Origin of the sequence: Sporolactobacillus inulinus, from assembly GCF_006539285.1 — a bacterium.
Lineage (GTDB): Bacteria > Bacillota > Bacilli > Bacillales > Sporolactobacillaceae > Sporolactobacillus > Sporolactobacillus inulinus.
Genome location: NZ_BJMS01000035.1, coordinates 1 through 15044, shown reverse-complemented (window position 1 = coordinate 15044; position 15044 = coordinate 1). Strand labels below are relative to the sequence as shown.

The following is a 15044-nucleotide window of genomic DNA, read 5'->3' as shown; positions in this document are numbered from 1 at the left end:
GATCTTTCATGAGGACATATGCATTTTTCAGTATTGAAATTCTTAAGTCGTTCATGTATGGTTTTGTTGAGAGACTATGCACGGACGATCTGTGAGTAGCCAATACACGTAACTAAGGGGTAGAAAAAATGGGAAAAGTGCTTGTTTTCGGTCATAAGAGTCCGGATACCGATGCGATTTGCTCAGCAATCGCGTTTGCTGATTTGAAAAAGCAGCTTGGCGAAGATGTCGAAGCCGTTCGCCTTGGCGATTTGAACGGTGAGACAGAATACGTTGTAAATCATTTTGGGGTTGCGGTTCCGCGCCTTATAAAGACCGTGGCGAATGAAGTGCCTGCTGTTTATCTGGTCGATCATAACGAACGTGCCCAAAGTGCAGACGATATTGAAGATGTCGAGGTACTCTCCGTTGTCGATCACCACAGAATTGCTAATTTCGAAACGAAAGCGCCGTTGTTCTATCGCGCAGAACCGGTTGGATGCACTGCAACGATCATTAATAAACTGTACAAGGAAGCAGGCGCCACGCTTTCTAAAACGATTGCCGGACTGATGCTGTCCTCAATCATTTCCGATACGCTGCTGTTCAAATCGCCGACCTGCACCGATGAAGATGTGAAAGCAGCGAAAGAACTGGAAGCCATTTCCGGAGTCGATGTGCAAACGTACGGTTTGGACATGCTTAAAGCGGGGACAAACATTGCCGATAAGTCAGCAGAAGAATTGATTACGCTTGATATGAAACCATTCGAAATGGGTAAGTATGCTGTAGAAATTGCTCAAGTGAATGTTGTTGATACCGACGATGCGCTGTCCCGTCAGGCGGAACTTGAGTCTGCGATCAGTAAAGAAATCGAAGCGAAGAATCTGGATCTGTTCGTTCTGGCTGTAACGAACATTTTGACCAGCGATTCCCAAGCGCTGATTCTTGGAAAAGCAGCGGCAGCAGCTGAATCAGCATTCAAAGTTACACTGGACAACCATGTTGCAACCCTAAAAGGTGTAGTTTCGCGTAAGAAACAAATTGTTCCAGTATTGACCGAATCATTAGCAGATTAAGATGCACAAACCTTAAAAACAGGGGGAGCGATCCCTCTGTTTTTTTGCAAGAAAAGAAACATCCATGACCCGTTTGAGAGGCGCGGGACACCGCGTCCTGCAGAAGTAAATAGGGGGAAAAATTCCTCTTAATTCGAAAATAAGATAAAAAACAGCTTAAATAAATGGAGAGCTTCCGCTTATCAACTTGAAAAACGTGAAAATGAAGAATTTTGCTTTGCATAATCGGAAAATTTCCCCTTATGTGACCCTGAATTGAGCTCTACTCTGCATTTAACCGAAAAATCTCCGCTTATTTCACTCGTTACTTCATTAAGGACCAGAATGCTTAATGAAAAAGAAGTGGGATGGATCGAGATTGTTTTTTTAATTCATTCAAGAATGTCCAAGAACCCCTCATTAAGATGCGGGATGCCTACGGGAGTGCAGGCCAAAGGAGACCACGCAGATCAATTGCGTATCCGAGGAGGCTCGCGGTGCGCCCGCGGCAAGTGAGCAGCTGGAGCGGCGATTCAGCACCGAAAAGACACGAGTCCATCACACATGACTGGAGAGTAACGACCGGGCGTATTTTGCCCGGCCTTACTGGTACGACGATAAGCGTCATTTTATCAATCGGCTCTGTTGATCACAAGCCAGCAAGACCCCACAAACGCTTGTTGAGCCGCGATTGTGCGAGCGGATGATGAATCACGTATAATTGGTAAAGAAGATTTTCATGCAAAGGAGAATTTATTTTCATGGATAATCCAGTCATCAGAACATTATTGAATCATCGCTCGATCCGCAAGTTTACCGATCAGAAGTTGTCTGAGGACCAGATCGAATTGCTAGTGAAATGTGCACAAGCGGCATCAACATCAAGCTATACCCAATCTTTTTCGATTATCGGAATTGATGATCCATCACTAAAAAAGGAGCTGCGCAGCATTAGCGGCGATCAGCCTTATGTTGAAGCGAACGGCGGCTTCTTTGTCTTTGTCGCTGATCAGTACCGCAACAAAAAAATCGGTGAGCGCAGCGGCATCGATACCCGAGTATTGGATACAACACAACGGCTTACTGTTGCGCTTGGCGACGCGGCTTTTGCAGCTCAGAACATGGCTGTTGCTGCCGAATCGATGGGACTTGGAATCTGCTATATCGGCAGTATTCAACGTGACATTGAGCGCACAGCGGCATTGCTCAAGCTTCCGGACTATACGTTTCCGCTGTTCGGCCTTGCTGTGGGCTACCCGGATCAAGAGCCGGAAAAGAAACCGCGCCTTCCCCTGAAAAACATTTATCATCGCAACACTTATGCTGCTCAATTGGACGATGCAGCGCTTGAACGTTATGATCAGCAGGTTGCAGACTATTATCATTCACGCACCGGCGGACGTCGGGAGGAAACGTGGACCGAGCAGATTGCAAACGGCCTGAGCACGCCGCCGCGTCTCGCATTGAAGCCTTTTCTGGAAAAGCAGCATCTTGGCAGGCGCTAAGGAATGAATGATCCTGAATGGCTGCGTGCGGCGTTTAAAATTGTTGCTTTTTCATTCATTCAGTTTATTTCTTTAATCGGCGGGTTGGTGATTGGCGGACTTCTTCTTGGTTACTTGGAGCGACAGGCAAACCGTCGGATGATCCATGCATTTGGTTTGAAAAGTATTTATTGGACAGCCTGGCTGGGAACGCCGGTTCATGAGCTCAGTCATGTGTTAATAGGTCTGATGTTCCATCACCGGGTGACTGAGGTCAAACTGTTGCAGGCTGTTGATGCGGATGGAACAATGGGTTATGTACGCCATGCTTATCGTCCGTCGAGTCTCTATCAGCGTATTGGCAATTTTTTTATCGGCGTCGCCCCTCTGATCGGTGGCAGTTTGCTGATTGCCTGCACTGCAGCGTGGCTGGTGCCTAACGGTTCTCTTTTTCAGCTTGAACAGTCGCACATGTTTCGTCTGTTTTCTTTTTTTGATTTGCCGACATGGGTGAGCCTCGGGCAAGCGATTGCCGAAAACTTCCGTAATCTTTTTTCAGCCGCGAATTTCAGTCAGCCGAGCTATTGGTTGTTTATTTACGTTGCGCTTTGCATCGCTTCACGCATGTCGCTTAGTACGGAAGATATCCGCGGTGCCGGCAGCGGTGCCGGCGCTTTGTTTTGTTTGCTGCTTGTCGCCAATGGATTGAGCATGCTGCTTGATCCGGCGCTTCATACCCAAATCATGTACTGGATCGGACGATTTAATTTTTTATTCATGGTGATGTTAAGCCTGTCGCTTTTTTTCTCGCTGCTTGTGCTGCTGATCAGTTATCTGCTTTTTCAAGTGAAGCGGTATGTGGGGCATTAAGCAGGATTTCTTGCACTAAATGGCGAATGATTTGTTGAGATAAGGAGGATGGCTGTGAACGAACGAGGCTACATTGGAACGTATACCAAAGGAAAAAGTGAAGGGATTTATTCTTTTATTCTGGACACAGAACGGAAGGTGCTGACCGATCTGCGCTGTGCAGCGAAGCTCGACAACCCCACCTACGTCGCAATCGACAAGAAGAATGCAAAACTGTACTCGGTTGTCAAAGATGGAGCGCGGGGCGGTGTCGCAGCCTATGCGATTGATGAAGCCGGCGCGTTGCAGCTGCTGGGAGAGAGTGTGCGCGAAGGCTCTTCTCCGTGCTATGTCAGCGTTAATCAAGAAGGCGGGCGTATCTTGGACGGGAACTATCATGAGGGAACGGCAAGCAGCTATGTGCCGGATTCGGCGCTTGGTCTTCGCCATCAAGCAGGCGTGCAGCATGAGGGTTCAAGCGCGCATCGTGAGCGGCAGGAAGGTCCGCATGTCCATTTTGCCGACTTTACACCGGATGGGCGTTTTGCGGTTACCGTTGATTTAGGGACAGATACCCTAATTACATACCGCGTGATGGAGCGTGAATGGCAAGAAAACAGCACGCTCGTATTCAAACCAGGGACGGGTCCGCGCCACTTGATTTTTCATCCTAAGGCACCTTATGCCTATGTGATGACTGAATTAAGCAATGAAGTGATTGCGCTTCATTTTGATTTGCAAAGCGGTACGTTCACCGCCATTCAAACGGTGAACGCACTTCCTGCCGATTTTAACGGGCACAGTCAGGGAGCGGCAATCAAAATCAGTGCCGATGGACGTTTTGTCTATGTATCGAACCGCGGGCACAACAGTATTGCGACTTTTCAAGTGGATGAAGGAAGCGGTAGGCTCGCACTGATCGAGCATACCGATACCTTAGGGGATTGGCCACGGGACATTGAGATTGATCCTAGCGGTTGTTTTCTTATTGCTGCCAATCAAAATTCAGGAGATGTCGTCTTATTTGAACGTGATCCGGTGAACGGAACATTGACCGATCTAAATGCAAAACTGTATGTGCCCGATGCGGTCTGCGTCAAATTCTTCGGCGGCAGATAAGAAGCAATGCAGATGACTTATTGCAGTGCCTTAAGTTCCTCGTTAACACGGTGTTCAATTTTTTCAAGACAGGCGTCAATCGTATTGGCGAAGACGCGGCGTCCGTTCACAATTGCGAACGGTTTCAGACTGCACATGCCGCATACATTAAGACAATCATAGTTCATCACCGCGACTTCCGGGTGACGGGCTATTTTTTCTAAGTGCTGGACGGTCAGTGAACCGTAATCGCATACTTCAATGGTAACCAGACCAAGACCTTCATTCATGGGTGAACCTCCTACTGGACATTGGTGCGTATTGTGGTGCCGTTTTGGAACAGCCCTTTTCTAGTGTAGTAATGAAGGGCGGCAAAAATCAAGACAAGTGCAGTATTTAAAATCCCGAAGCGGCTGCTTCGGGATTTTTTTTCTACCTGTGTTATTTTGCATTTAATGTTTTTTCATAGACATCGGCCGCGAAATCCCAGTTGATCACATTGAAAAAGTTTTTCACGTATTCCGGACGTCTGTTCTGATACTTCAGGTAATAGGCATGTTCCCAAACGTCAAGGCCAACAAGCGGGGTATAGCCATCCATAAACGGACTGTCCTGATTTGGGGTGTTGGTTACTTTCAGAACGTTTTGCTTCGTGACGGTCAGCCAGGCCCAGCCGGAGCCGAATTGACCGGTTGCCGCTGCGGTAAAAGCTTCTTTGAACTTCTCATAACCACCGAGTTGGTGCTCAATCGCTTCAGCCAGCGCTCCGGTCGGCTGCTTGGATCCACCGGGTATAAGCACTTTCCAAAAAAAACAATGGTTGTAGTGACCGCCGCCATTATTTCGGATAGCTGTTCGAATGTCTTCCGGTACTTTTTCCAAGTGGGCAATGAGATCCGTCAGTGAATGATCCTTAAATTCCGGATGTTTCTCAAGCGCTGCATTCAAGTTCGACACGTAGGTTTGATGGTGCTTATCGTGATGGATGAGCATCGTTTCTTTGTCAATGTAAGGCTCAAGGGCATCAGGAGCAAATTCGAGTGCGGGCAGTTCAAATTGACTCATTGAGATCCTCCTTAGTTACCAAATCGTATGCCAACCCCAATTTTAGTAAATCAGTTCTTGGCATTCTAAGCAACTAGTTTGGCTTGAGGTCTGTACTTTTATACACTGCCGGTGGCGTAATGCGAACCGTGGTTTGCTCAGATACGGATGCCGGCGCGTTTTACGAGACGTTCGATCGCTGTCTCGGCTTCTTTTAACACGAATGCTTGATCGATCGTCTTCATCTGCCGATTCTCCATCACAATCCGTCCATCAATAAGTGTCGTTTCTACATCGGAGCTCTTTGCTGAGTAGACGATACGAGAGATTGGGTCGGTGCCAAACATCGGTCTGCTGTGAAAGGTATTCAGATTCAAGATAGCAAGATCGGCTTTCTTACCTGCCTCAAGGCTGCCGATTTCCTGGTCCATGCCAACTGCTTTCGCCCCATCGATGGTTGCCATTCGGAAGATATGATGCGCGTTCATCGAAGTCGGACCATTGGCCGGTTTATGAATTAAGGCAGCCAGCCGCATTTCCTGAAACATATCCAAATTGTTGTTGCACGGCGCGCCATCGGCACCAAGACCAAGATTAATGCCCATCTCGGCCATTTGCGGTACATGGGCGATCCCGGAAGCAAGTTTCAGGTTGGATCCGGGGCAGTGACTGACATGAATGCCGCGTTTGCGAATAATTTCTCTTTCTTCGTCGCTCAGCCAAATGCAGTGTGCGAGAATCAGCCTTTTGCCGGCGAGCCCAATATGGTCGAGATACACAATGTTGCGCATACCTGTATCTTTTTCGACGATCGCGATTTCGCCTCGATTTTCGGAGGCATGGGTGTGAACGAATACTTTATAGTGTTCGGCGAGATCACGGACTTGAGTCAGCAGAGATTCGCTGCAGGAAATGACAAAGCGCGGCGCAAATGCGTACCGGATTCGTCCGTGATCATGCCCGTTCCACTTTTCAAGGAGATCGACACTTTCACGGACCGAATCCTCGGTCTTTTCTTGAAGTCCGCTTGGCACATCCGCTCCTTTATCCATCATCACTTTTCCTGACAAAGCGCGTATGCCGCTTTTTGCAATCGCTTGGAAGGCCTCATTGGTGTAGTGAACGGTTTCCATATCCACAATGGTGGTCGATCCTCCGGCGATCAATTCGCCGATTCCAAGCATTGCCGACAGATAGATCGATTCTTTGTCGTGTGCTGCTTCAAGCGGCCAGATGCGTTCCCTGAGCCAATCCATGAGTTCTAGGTCGTCCGCTTTGCCGCGAAATAGCGTTTGGCAGAGATGAATGTGGGTTTGAATAAATCCGGGAATTACCGTACGTCCTGTTCCATCAATGACGTAATCGTCGGGTTTAGGCGCAACCGCGGCACCGACCGATTGGATACGGCTTCCCTCAATGACTAAGTCCCCGTGAAGGATTGCTTCTTCCTGATTCATGGTTATGAGCTGAGCATTTTTAATAATCGTCCGGTTCAGCTTAATCATCTCCAATCGTAAAATAATGAATAAAAAAAAGGCTACGAAAAATATGCACGCATATTTTTCGTAGCCGGGAATTTACGGTTCCCAGGTAGAAACCCCTAAACCGTATTATTAAGGATATACGAAAACAGAAAGGATGAAGTTTACGTACTTAATCATAATTGAATGGGGAGAGATCGTCAAATATTATGTCATGATTTCTGACAAACAATATCTTGCGGAAGGGAAATCTGACAATTTAAAAAACAAGGATAAGGGCCAGTGTGCAGATGCAATGACGCTTACGGCGCATCAGTGATTCGTATATGGAATGCGGATTTGTCACACTTTTTCGAAACGATAGGTTTATCAAATACATGACATAGCGATTTGCAAATAACATGATTCTGAATTTTATACTATAATCGGAGTATAGCCTAAATTGTGTTAGGTTTTATACCATGAACAGTATGATTTTAAATCGGATAGGAGGACTTGGCATGACCACCTTGCATAAATTTCTTGATGAAAATATGGTGAAGCGTTCCTTTGAAGAAGCGTCTTTGCTTGAAAAATACTGGAACTGCGATTGGGGCAATCCCAATGCATATGGGAAGGTGCGTAAGGTTTTTGTCCACCGCCCGGGCAATGAAATTCATGAATTGAATAAAGCGCGCTTCGAGCCGGAGGCAGGGGCACGGATTCTTCGCGATGACAAGGGGAATATTCTCAGCTATTGCTTAAGCGAAGATCCGCTTGATCTGGCGAAAATGCAGGAACAGCATGACCGGATGACTGGAGTGTTGAAAAATGAAGGTGTTGATGTGATTCCGCTTATCGAAGACGATGAATTGCTGACCAATAATTTGTTTGCCCGTGATGTGGGGATGGTCATTCCGGGCGGTTTGATTTTGGCCCGCTTTGCTTTGAAATTCAGGTATGGCGAAACGCGGCGCACCCTCAAAACAGCGGCTCAGATCGGCATGCCGGTATTGGCATCCATTCAAGGACAAGGATTTGTTGAGGGCGGGAGCTTTATGGTATTTGACCGCAAAACGGCAATTGTCGGCCGATCGATCCGTGTGAATCAGTCCGGCATCGATCAATTGCGCGCCATTCTGTCCTGGCAGGGCATGGAACTGATCGTCGTTGATCTGCCGTCAAGTATGATTCATCTTGATGAAGTGTTCAATATGGTCGACAAGGACAAAGCGCTGGTTGACCCAACCAATTTGCCGCACTGGTTTCTTCAGGAACTGCAGCAGCGCGGTGTTAAGCTCATCTATACGGACCCGTTTGATCCGCCGATGACCACGAATTTGCTTTGCCTAGAACCGGGGAAAGTCTTGTTCACATCTCTTGGCGTGCGGACGATTGAAGCACTCGAGAAAGCGGGTGTTACGGTCATTGCAATCCCGGTCGATGAGTTGAATAAAATGGGCGGCGGCATCCATTGCTCCTCGCTCGTCCTGCAGCGTGATCCTGTTGACTAAATGATCCATCGGAAGGGAGAAAAGAATTATGTACGAAAAAGTCAAAGATCTGCCAATTGAGCAGCAAATTGAGCAATTTGCAAGAGATTTGGTCGGTATTAAGAGCGTAAACGGCACAGATGGCGAAGTAACGATGGCCGATGAGTTAGAGGCGATTCTCCGTTCGTTTCCTTATTTCAAAGAACATCCTGATCAGGTTTGGACTCAGAAACTGGAAGGCGATACGCTTGGCAGAAAAAATGTTTTTGCTCTTCTCGAAAGTATGTTTGAAAATAAGCAGACCATCATATATCATGGTCATATGGATACGGTAGGTACCGACGACTTTAATTCGATCGAAGCGCATGCGCTGGATCCTGATTATCTTCAACACTATTTCTCGAAATACACGAAAGATCCCGATGTGCAAAAGGATGCGGCATCTGGAGACTGGCTGTTTGGGCGCGGCATGCTGGATATGAAAAGCGGCGATGCCGTCCATCTCGGCAACCTGCTCTACTATGCGCAGCATCGTGAGCAGCTAAAGGGAAACTTGCTTGTCATGTTTAATCCGGTTGAAGAAAATGATCATGAAGGGGTCATGGAAGCTGTATCTGAATTGATCCGCTTACGGGATGAAAAGAATCTTCACTATAAATTAGCAATTAATGGGGACTTCGTCAGTCCGCTCTATAAAGGCGATACGCAGCGATACATTTATACAGGGTCAGCGGGAAAACTGCTCGGATGTTTTTATATTCGCGGCAGAGAAACGCATGTCGGCGAAACACTTTCCGGCATCGATCCGACGCTGATTGCCAGTAAAATTAATGAAGCGCTCAATAACAACATGGATGGTGCGGAACAAATTGCAAATGAAGTGATTCTGCCGCCATCGTGTCTCTTTCAGCGCGACAAAAAGGCATTTTATAATGTGCAAACCGCAGGTACGACCTTTATGTACTTCAACTATTTTCTCTATGAGCGTACACCGAATGCAGTGATGGAACAGTTAAAGCATGTTGCTGCCGATGCCTGCGCTGATTTAGCCGCGTTTCTTAAGCAGCAGTATAGCGTATTCTCAGCCAACTGCGGACTTCAAGGGCAAGCACCGCATTGGGACGTTGATGTGCTCAGCTATGAGGAATTCGTCGAAGAACTGAATCAGAAAGGCGTTCCTGTTGAGAAAATCATGGATCAGGTCATTCAGGGCAACCCTAATGAAGACTTTCGTCAAGTCAGCTGCAAGGTCATTGAAGCCCTTGAGGCAAGCGCCGGCGATAAGCGTCCGAAAGTGATTGTTTTCTTTGCACCGCCTTATTGTCCGCATAATTACCTGCGCGATAACGTACCTGAAGAAAAACGCTGCGATCAAATCCTTGACGATGTGCTTCGTCACGCGGAACAAGAAACAGGCGAACACTTTGCGAAGAAACGCTTTTTTCCGTATCTTGCCGACAGCAGTTATCTATCCATGAGCGAGACGAGCGAAGAAACGGAAGCAATTGTTCACAATTTCCCCGGTTGGGGCAAAACCTACAGCGTACCGCTGGATCGGATCCGCAAGTTGAACATTCCAGTTCTGGACATGGGCGTCTATGGCAAAAAGGCGCATACTTGGATGGAGCGTTTATACAAACCTTATTCTTACGGCGTTCTGCCGAAACTGATCCGCTCGATGACCGAACGCATTTTCGCGGATCACCCGGATGGTTAATGGTGTTTCAATTCCTAAATAGGAATCAAGATATAATGATAAGGGGCGAAAGTTAATGGTAAAAAAAGTTGGTTTTATTATGATGGCCCTGCTGCTGGTTGTTCTGTCGGCATGCAGCAGCTCAGGAAGCAGCGATTCAAGCAAGAAGAAAACGATTGTTATGGGGACGAGTGCCGATTATCCGCCATTTGAAAATGTGGATACGAAAAATGGAAATAAGATTGTTGGCTTTGACCTCGACTTGGCAAAGTATGTTGCCGATAAACTGGGCTACAAATTGGAAGTGCAAAACCAAGATTTTAACGGTTTGATTGCCGCGTTGAACAGCAAAAAGGTAGACTTCGTTATGGCCGGTATGGTGGATACACCGAAACGGCGCCAGCAAGTTGACTTTTCGAAGACCTATTACCAATCGTACCAAGTTGTCCTCACACGCGCAGGCACAAACATTAAAACAATGAACGATCTAAAAGGTAAGAAGGTCGGCGTGCAACTCGGAACAACTCAGGAAACATTGGCTAAAAAAGTGAATAAAACGATTCCGATGAAGATTCAAAGCTGGGACAAGCTGAATGAAATGGTTGAGGCTATGCGCACGAAAAAACTTGATGCGATCATCACTGTCGATACGGTTGCTTACGGGTACACAAGCAAAGATAAGAACCTGGAACAGTTTAAAGCAGTGGTTGATGGAAAGACTCAGTATGATCCGATTAGTGCCGCCTTCCCGAAAGACAGCAAATTAACGGCTAAATTTAATAAGGTTTTTAAGGAAATGGAAAAGAACGGCAAGAAAGATGAACTCGTTAAGAAATGGATTGTCAATCAATAAAATTCTATTTTGAAGTGAAAGGATCATGGGGCAATGGAACATGTGATTACCGGTTTTAAGACAATTGCTCCTTCAATTCCCTATATTATAAATGGTATTTGGGTAACTTTGGGGATTGCATTAGGTGCGGCGATCATCGGTTTTGTATTAGGCATACTGCTTTCCTTATGCAAGATCGGAAAAATAAAACTATTAAGCGGAATTGCCAGAGCATACACCTCGATTTTTCGAGGGACACCACTGATTATGCAGCTTGCACTCGCTTATTTTGCGATACCGCAATTGATTGGCTTGAACGACGTCAATCCGACTACTTGTGCAATCGTTACCTTTGGCTTGAACTCAGGGGCGTATATGTCTGAAATTATCCGATCGGGGATTAATGCGGTCGATAAAGGACAGTTTGAAGCAGCAAGTGCACTTGGCGTCGGCTACTGGCCGATGATGAGGGATATCATTCTGCCCCAAGCAATCAAGAATATTTTGCCGGCAATGATGAATGAATTTATTACGTTAACCAAGGATTCTGCAATTGTATCGACGATTGCAGTCACTGATATGATGCGGCGTTCTCAGATCGTATCTGCGGAATACTATATGTACTTTCCGCCGATGTTCGTCGCGTTCATCATGTATTATATTGTTGTCCTGATCTTGACCGCGGTTGGCGGACGCATTGAAAGGAGACTGAGCCGCAGTGATCAAAGCTGAACATGTATTTAAAGATTTCGGCAGCACTAAGGTACTGAAAGATGTCACATTAGACATTAATAAGGGCGAAGTCGTTGTCATCATTGGACCGTCCGGGTCAGGAAAGTCTACATTTTTACGTTGTATCAACTTGCTTGAACAACCGACGAAGGGGAACGTTTTGATCGATGATCAGGACCTTGTTTCCCTTAAACAGAAACAGGTCACCAAGGTTAGGGAAAAGGTCGGCATGGTTTTTCAGCACTTCCATCTTTTTCCGCATAAAACCGTACTCGATAATTTGATTTATGCACCAATGAAAGTGAAAAAGCTGTCTAAGGACGAGGCTGTCAAGCGAGCGGAAGCGCTGCTTGAAAAAGTCGGGCTGCTTGATAAGAAGAATCAATACCCAAACAAACTCTCAGGCGGTCAGAAGCAGCGTGTTGCAATTGCCCGTGCACTAGCGATGGAACCTGAATACATGTTGTTTGACGAACCGACTTCCGCACTTGATCCGGAAATGGTCAAAGAAGTATTGGATGTTATTCAGTCGCTTGCTGAGTCCGGAATGACCATGGTGATCGTGACGCACGAAATGGGCTTTGCCAAACAAGTTGCCAATAAAGTCGTGTTCATGGACGACGGCAGAATTCTGGAATCTAATACTCCGGCAGCCTTTTTCAGTAACCCGAAAACGGATCGGGCAAAAGATTTTCTAGAAAAGATTCTGTAATTCTTAACGATCAGTGAATCATATTCCACTTCTGCTCAATGAGACGAATCAAATGCATCGTTTTCGGATCACGGAGCTTGTGCGTGGCGATGATCAGCGAAGTTTGGATGACAATGGGTTTTGAGTTTAAATGGATCTCATGTAACTGGCGTTCTGCCAGTTCTTTTTTAACAAGATTGCGGCTGATCAGTCCGACACCAATCGCATGGGTCACCGCGCTTTTTACCGCTTCCAGACTGCTGCATTCGATCATTTTTCGCAGATGGATGTCGTTTTCATCGATATAGCTGTTCATTTGTTCTTCAAAGGGGCCGACGATCTCATATTTGATGAACGGGTACTTCTCCAGCAACTCCTGAGTAGTGTTGTGCTGATAAAGCGTGTCGGATACGATCAGAACGAGATCCTCTTTTTCTGAGAGGACGATATTCGTCACGCCGGATTTGTGATACGATCCGGAAATGATGCCGAGATCAAAATGATTGGCGTTGATGCCGTCGATCACTTTATCGCTGGTGCAGGAGACCAATTTGATTCCGATGTCCGGATCGTCAGCAAGAAATTGGCGAATGATCGGCGGAAAGTAATGCGTGCAAAAGGTTTCCGATGCAGCAAGGGTTAATTTGCTTGCTGTCCGGCTCTGAGCTTGAAGCTCGGTCGTCATCTGATCAAGGATTGGAAAGATCTGATCCACATAGTGTTTCATGATCTCGCCGTGTCCGGTGAGAAACGTCTGTTTGCCGATTCGAAAGAAAAGCGAGTGGCCGATTTCTTCTTCCAAGGAGCGAATTTGCGCGGTAACCGTTGGCTGTGAAAAGTTAAGCAGTTTGGCAGCTTGCGTAAAATTGAGCAGTTTTGCTGCTGTTTGAAACGTTCTCAATTGCCTGAGTTCCATTGATTTCCGCCTCCGTAGCGTCGCGATTTATCGCGAATCATGACATAAAAAAAGTAAATAAACGCTTGTTTAATAACAGTATAGTAAATAAACGCTTGTTTAATAACAGTATATAATAGTTTGTCGCTTTAGCCTTGGATGATTGCTTCGAATTTCTAGCAAAAGAGGTATGGAGATTATGCCGGATAAGAGTATGTATGAAAAATCATTGGATTTGTTTCCGCCAATTGCCTTGCGGGCAACACAGCTCGGCATTGTCAAGGGAGAGGGCGCTTATGTCTGGGATGAAAACGGCAAAAAGTATATTGATTTTGCCAGCGGCGTCGCCGTTGTAAACTGCGGCCACAACCATCCCTACGTGCTGCAAAAAGCAAAGCAGCAGATGGATCAGCTGGTTCATGGTGGGCATAATGTTGTCTACTATCCTTCTTATATTAAACTAGCAGAAAAAATTCTTGATCATGTTGGCCATGATTACAAAATCTATTTTTCAAACAGCGGCGCGGAGGCAAATGAGGCAGCAATCAAACTGGCGAAACAAGTGACCCATCGGCCGGGGATTATTACATTTAAGCATAGTTTTCATGGCCGAACGCTTGCGACGACGACTTTGACTGCTTCGAATGCGAAGTATCGCCGCAATTATGAGGGGTTGCTCCCAAGTGTGTATTATGCCGACTATCCGTATGCAACGCGTTCCGGTCTCACCGAGGAACAGGAGGTCGCACGCTGCTTAAATACGCTTGATGAAATTTTCCATGATCTGATTGAACCGGAACAAGTGGCCTGCATGATTCTGGAGCCGATTCAAGGCGAAGGCGGCTATATCGTTCCACCAAAGGCCTTCCTGCAAGCGATTCGCAAAATTTGCGATGAACACGGTATCCTGCTTATCTTTGATGAGGTTCAGACCGGATTTGGCAGAACGGGCAAAATCTTTGCTTACGAAAATTTTGATGTGAAACCGGATATCATGTCACTTGCCAAAGCGATTGCCAACGGTTTCCCGCTCAGCGCACTGGTAGCGCGGCGCGACTTGATGGACAAATGGCCGGCCGGCACGCACGGCGGAACGTTCGGCGGCAACCCGGTTGCCTGTGCGGCAGGGGTAGCCGTCTTTGAATTGCTCGAAGGCGGCTTAGTCGATCATGCCAATGAAGTCGGTGCATACTTCAAAGAAAAATTGCAGCAGCTGGCTTCCGAACGTGACGAGGTGCTGGAAGTTAGAGGACTTGGTCTGATGATCGGAGTTGAATTTGTCGACTGTAACGGTAAACCGAATGGCGATCTGGTCACAGCAATTCGTGCCAAGGCTCTAGAAAAAGGTTTGATTTTACTTTCCTGCGGCGTGGACCACAATGTGATTCGTTTTATTCCACCGCTTATTGTTACCAAGGAGCAAATCGACGACGCCTTTGACATTTTCAAAGCAAGCGTTGAAGCGTCGCTTGATGAAGCGGCGCAGAAGCATTGATTCTGACTCATGCAAAAGCATTCGATCATCACTGATCCTCAAATTGAACATTGCTCACTTTTCTCGATGGTCACAATCCGACGTTTAATCGGCTTGTGACCATCGATTTTTTCTTTTCAGGATCTATGATTTTGTCCCATCCTCAAGCCAATAGACCAGTGTCTTGGCCGGGAATCAAAGCAGAGGTGCCCGGGCGCCTGCGGGATCGCGCCTTGCCATGCGTGCAAGCGAGTAACCG

General features: G+C 46.7%; 15 protein-coding genes and 1 riboswitch. Of the genes, 11 read left to right on the top strand and 4 right to left on the bottom strand.

The window, feature by feature from the left end:
* Positions 1-128: 128 nt before the first annotated feature.
* From SIN01_RS06620 to SIN01_RS06605, 5 genes are all read left to right on the top strand, one after another.
* Positions 129-1058 carry a manganese-dependent inorganic pyrophosphatase gene (locus SIN01_RS06620; protein ID WP_010027114.1) on the top strand — a complete coding sequence of 310 codons (930 nt, stop codon included), beginning with the start codon at positions 129-131 and terminating at the stop codon, positions 1056-1058.
* 476 nt (positions 1059-1534) lie between these two features.
* Positions 1535-1744: a hypothetical protein gene (locus tag SIN01_RS15005; protein ID WP_047034791.1), complete on the top strand. Its 210-nt coding sequence runs from the start codon at positions 1535-1537 to the stop codon at positions 1742-1744.
* A 54-nt stretch (positions 1745-1798) separates the two neighbouring features.
* Complete coding sequence (gene nfsA / locus SIN01_RS06615) at positions 1799-2542, top strand: oxygen-insensitive NADPH nitroreductase (RefSeq protein WP_010025944.1); 744 nt, start codon at positions 1799-1801, stop codon at positions 2540-2542.
* Positions 2543-2545: 3 nt separating this feature from the next.
* A complete protein-coding gene (locus tag SIN01_RS06610; protein WP_047034790.1) occupies positions 2546-3391 on the top strand; it encodes a hypothetical protein in 846 nt (281 codons plus the stop codon).
* A gap of 48 nt (positions 3392-3439) precedes the next feature.
* Positions 3440-4489: a lactonase family protein gene (locus SIN01_RS06605; protein WP_029548243.1), complete on the top strand. Its 1050-nt coding sequence runs from the start codon at positions 3440-3442 to the stop codon at positions 4487-4489.
* 17 nt (positions 4490-4506) lie between these two features.
* On the opposite strand, the gene SIN01_RS06600 is transcribed toward SIN01_RS06605, so the two are convergent.
* The 3 genes from SIN01_RS06600 to SIN01_RS06590 all read right to left on the bottom strand — a co-directional run bounded on the left by SIN01_RS06600 (position 4507) and on the right by SIN01_RS06590 (position 7017).
* Positions 4507-4758, bottom strand: coding sequence for a YuzB family protein (locus SIN01_RS06600; protein ID WP_010025940.1), 252 nt, complete (start codon positions 4756-4758; stop codon positions 4507-4509).
* 151 nt (positions 4759-4909) lie between these two features.
* Positions 4910-5533, bottom strand: coding sequence for a superoxide dismutase (locus SIN01_RS06595; RefSeq protein WP_010025939.1), 624 nt, complete (start codon positions 5531-5533; stop codon positions 4910-4912).
* A gap of 137 nt (positions 5534-5670) precedes the next feature.
* Complete coding sequence (locus SIN01_RS06590) at positions 5671-7017, bottom strand: 5'-deoxyadenosine deaminase (protein ID WP_010025936.1); 1347 nt, start codon at positions 7015-7017, stop codon at positions 5671-5673.
* A 41-nt stretch (positions 7018-7058) separates the two neighbouring features.
* Positions 7059-7159: riboswitch (purine riboswitch) on the bottom strand.
* Between the two features lie 334 nt (positions 7160-7493).
* Here SIN01_RS06590 and SIN01_RS06585 point away from each other — a divergent pair.
* From SIN01_RS06585 to SIN01_RS06565, 5 genes are read left to right on the top strand one after another with little or no spacing between them, the layout of a single operon-like run.
* Positions 7494-8486, top strand: a complete 993-nt coding sequence (locus SIN01_RS06585; RefSeq protein WP_010025935.1) for a dimethylarginine dimethylaminohydrolase family protein — start codon at positions 7494-7496, stop codon at positions 8484-8486.
* A 28-nt stretch (positions 8487-8514) separates the two neighbouring features.
* A complete protein-coding gene (locus SIN01_RS06580) occupies positions 8515-10182 on the top strand; it encodes a M20/M25/M40 family metallo-hydrolase (protein ID WP_010025934.1) in 1668 nt (555 codons plus the stop codon).
* 55 nt (positions 10183-10237) lie between these two features.
* On the top strand, positions 10238-11014 hold the full coding sequence (locus SIN01_RS06575; RefSeq protein WP_010025933.1) for a transporter substrate-binding domain-containing protein: 777 nt from the start codon (positions 10238-10240) through the stop codon (positions 11012-11014).
* A gap of 33 nt (positions 11015-11047) precedes the next feature.
* Entirely contained in the window at positions 11048-11725 is a 678-nt protein-coding gene (locus tag SIN01_RS06570) for an amino acid ABC transporter permease (RefSeq protein WP_010025932.1), read from the top strand.
* A complete protein-coding gene (locus SIN01_RS06565) occupies positions 11712-12437 on the top strand; it encodes an amino acid ABC transporter ATP-binding protein (protein ID WP_010025931.1) in 726 nt (241 codons plus the stop codon). The genes SIN01_RS06570 and SIN01_RS06565 overlap by 14 nt, the downstream gene beginning before the upstream one ends.
* Before the next feature lie 10 nt (positions 12438-12447).
* On the opposite strand, the gene SIN01_RS06560 is transcribed toward SIN01_RS06565, so the two are convergent.
* Entirely contained in the window at positions 12448-13332 is an 885-nt protein-coding gene (locus SIN01_RS06560) for a LysR family transcriptional regulator (protein ID WP_010025930.1), read from the bottom strand.
* Positions 13333-13510: 178 nt separating this feature from the next.
* Between SIN01_RS06560 and SIN01_RS06555 the strand changes: the two genes are divergently transcribed.
* Positions 13511-14806: an aspartate aminotransferase family protein gene (locus SIN01_RS06555; RefSeq protein ID WP_010024311.1), complete on the top strand. Its 1296-nt coding sequence runs from the start codon at positions 13511-13513 to the stop codon at positions 14804-14806.
* Positions 14807-15044: the final 238 nt, after the last annotated feature.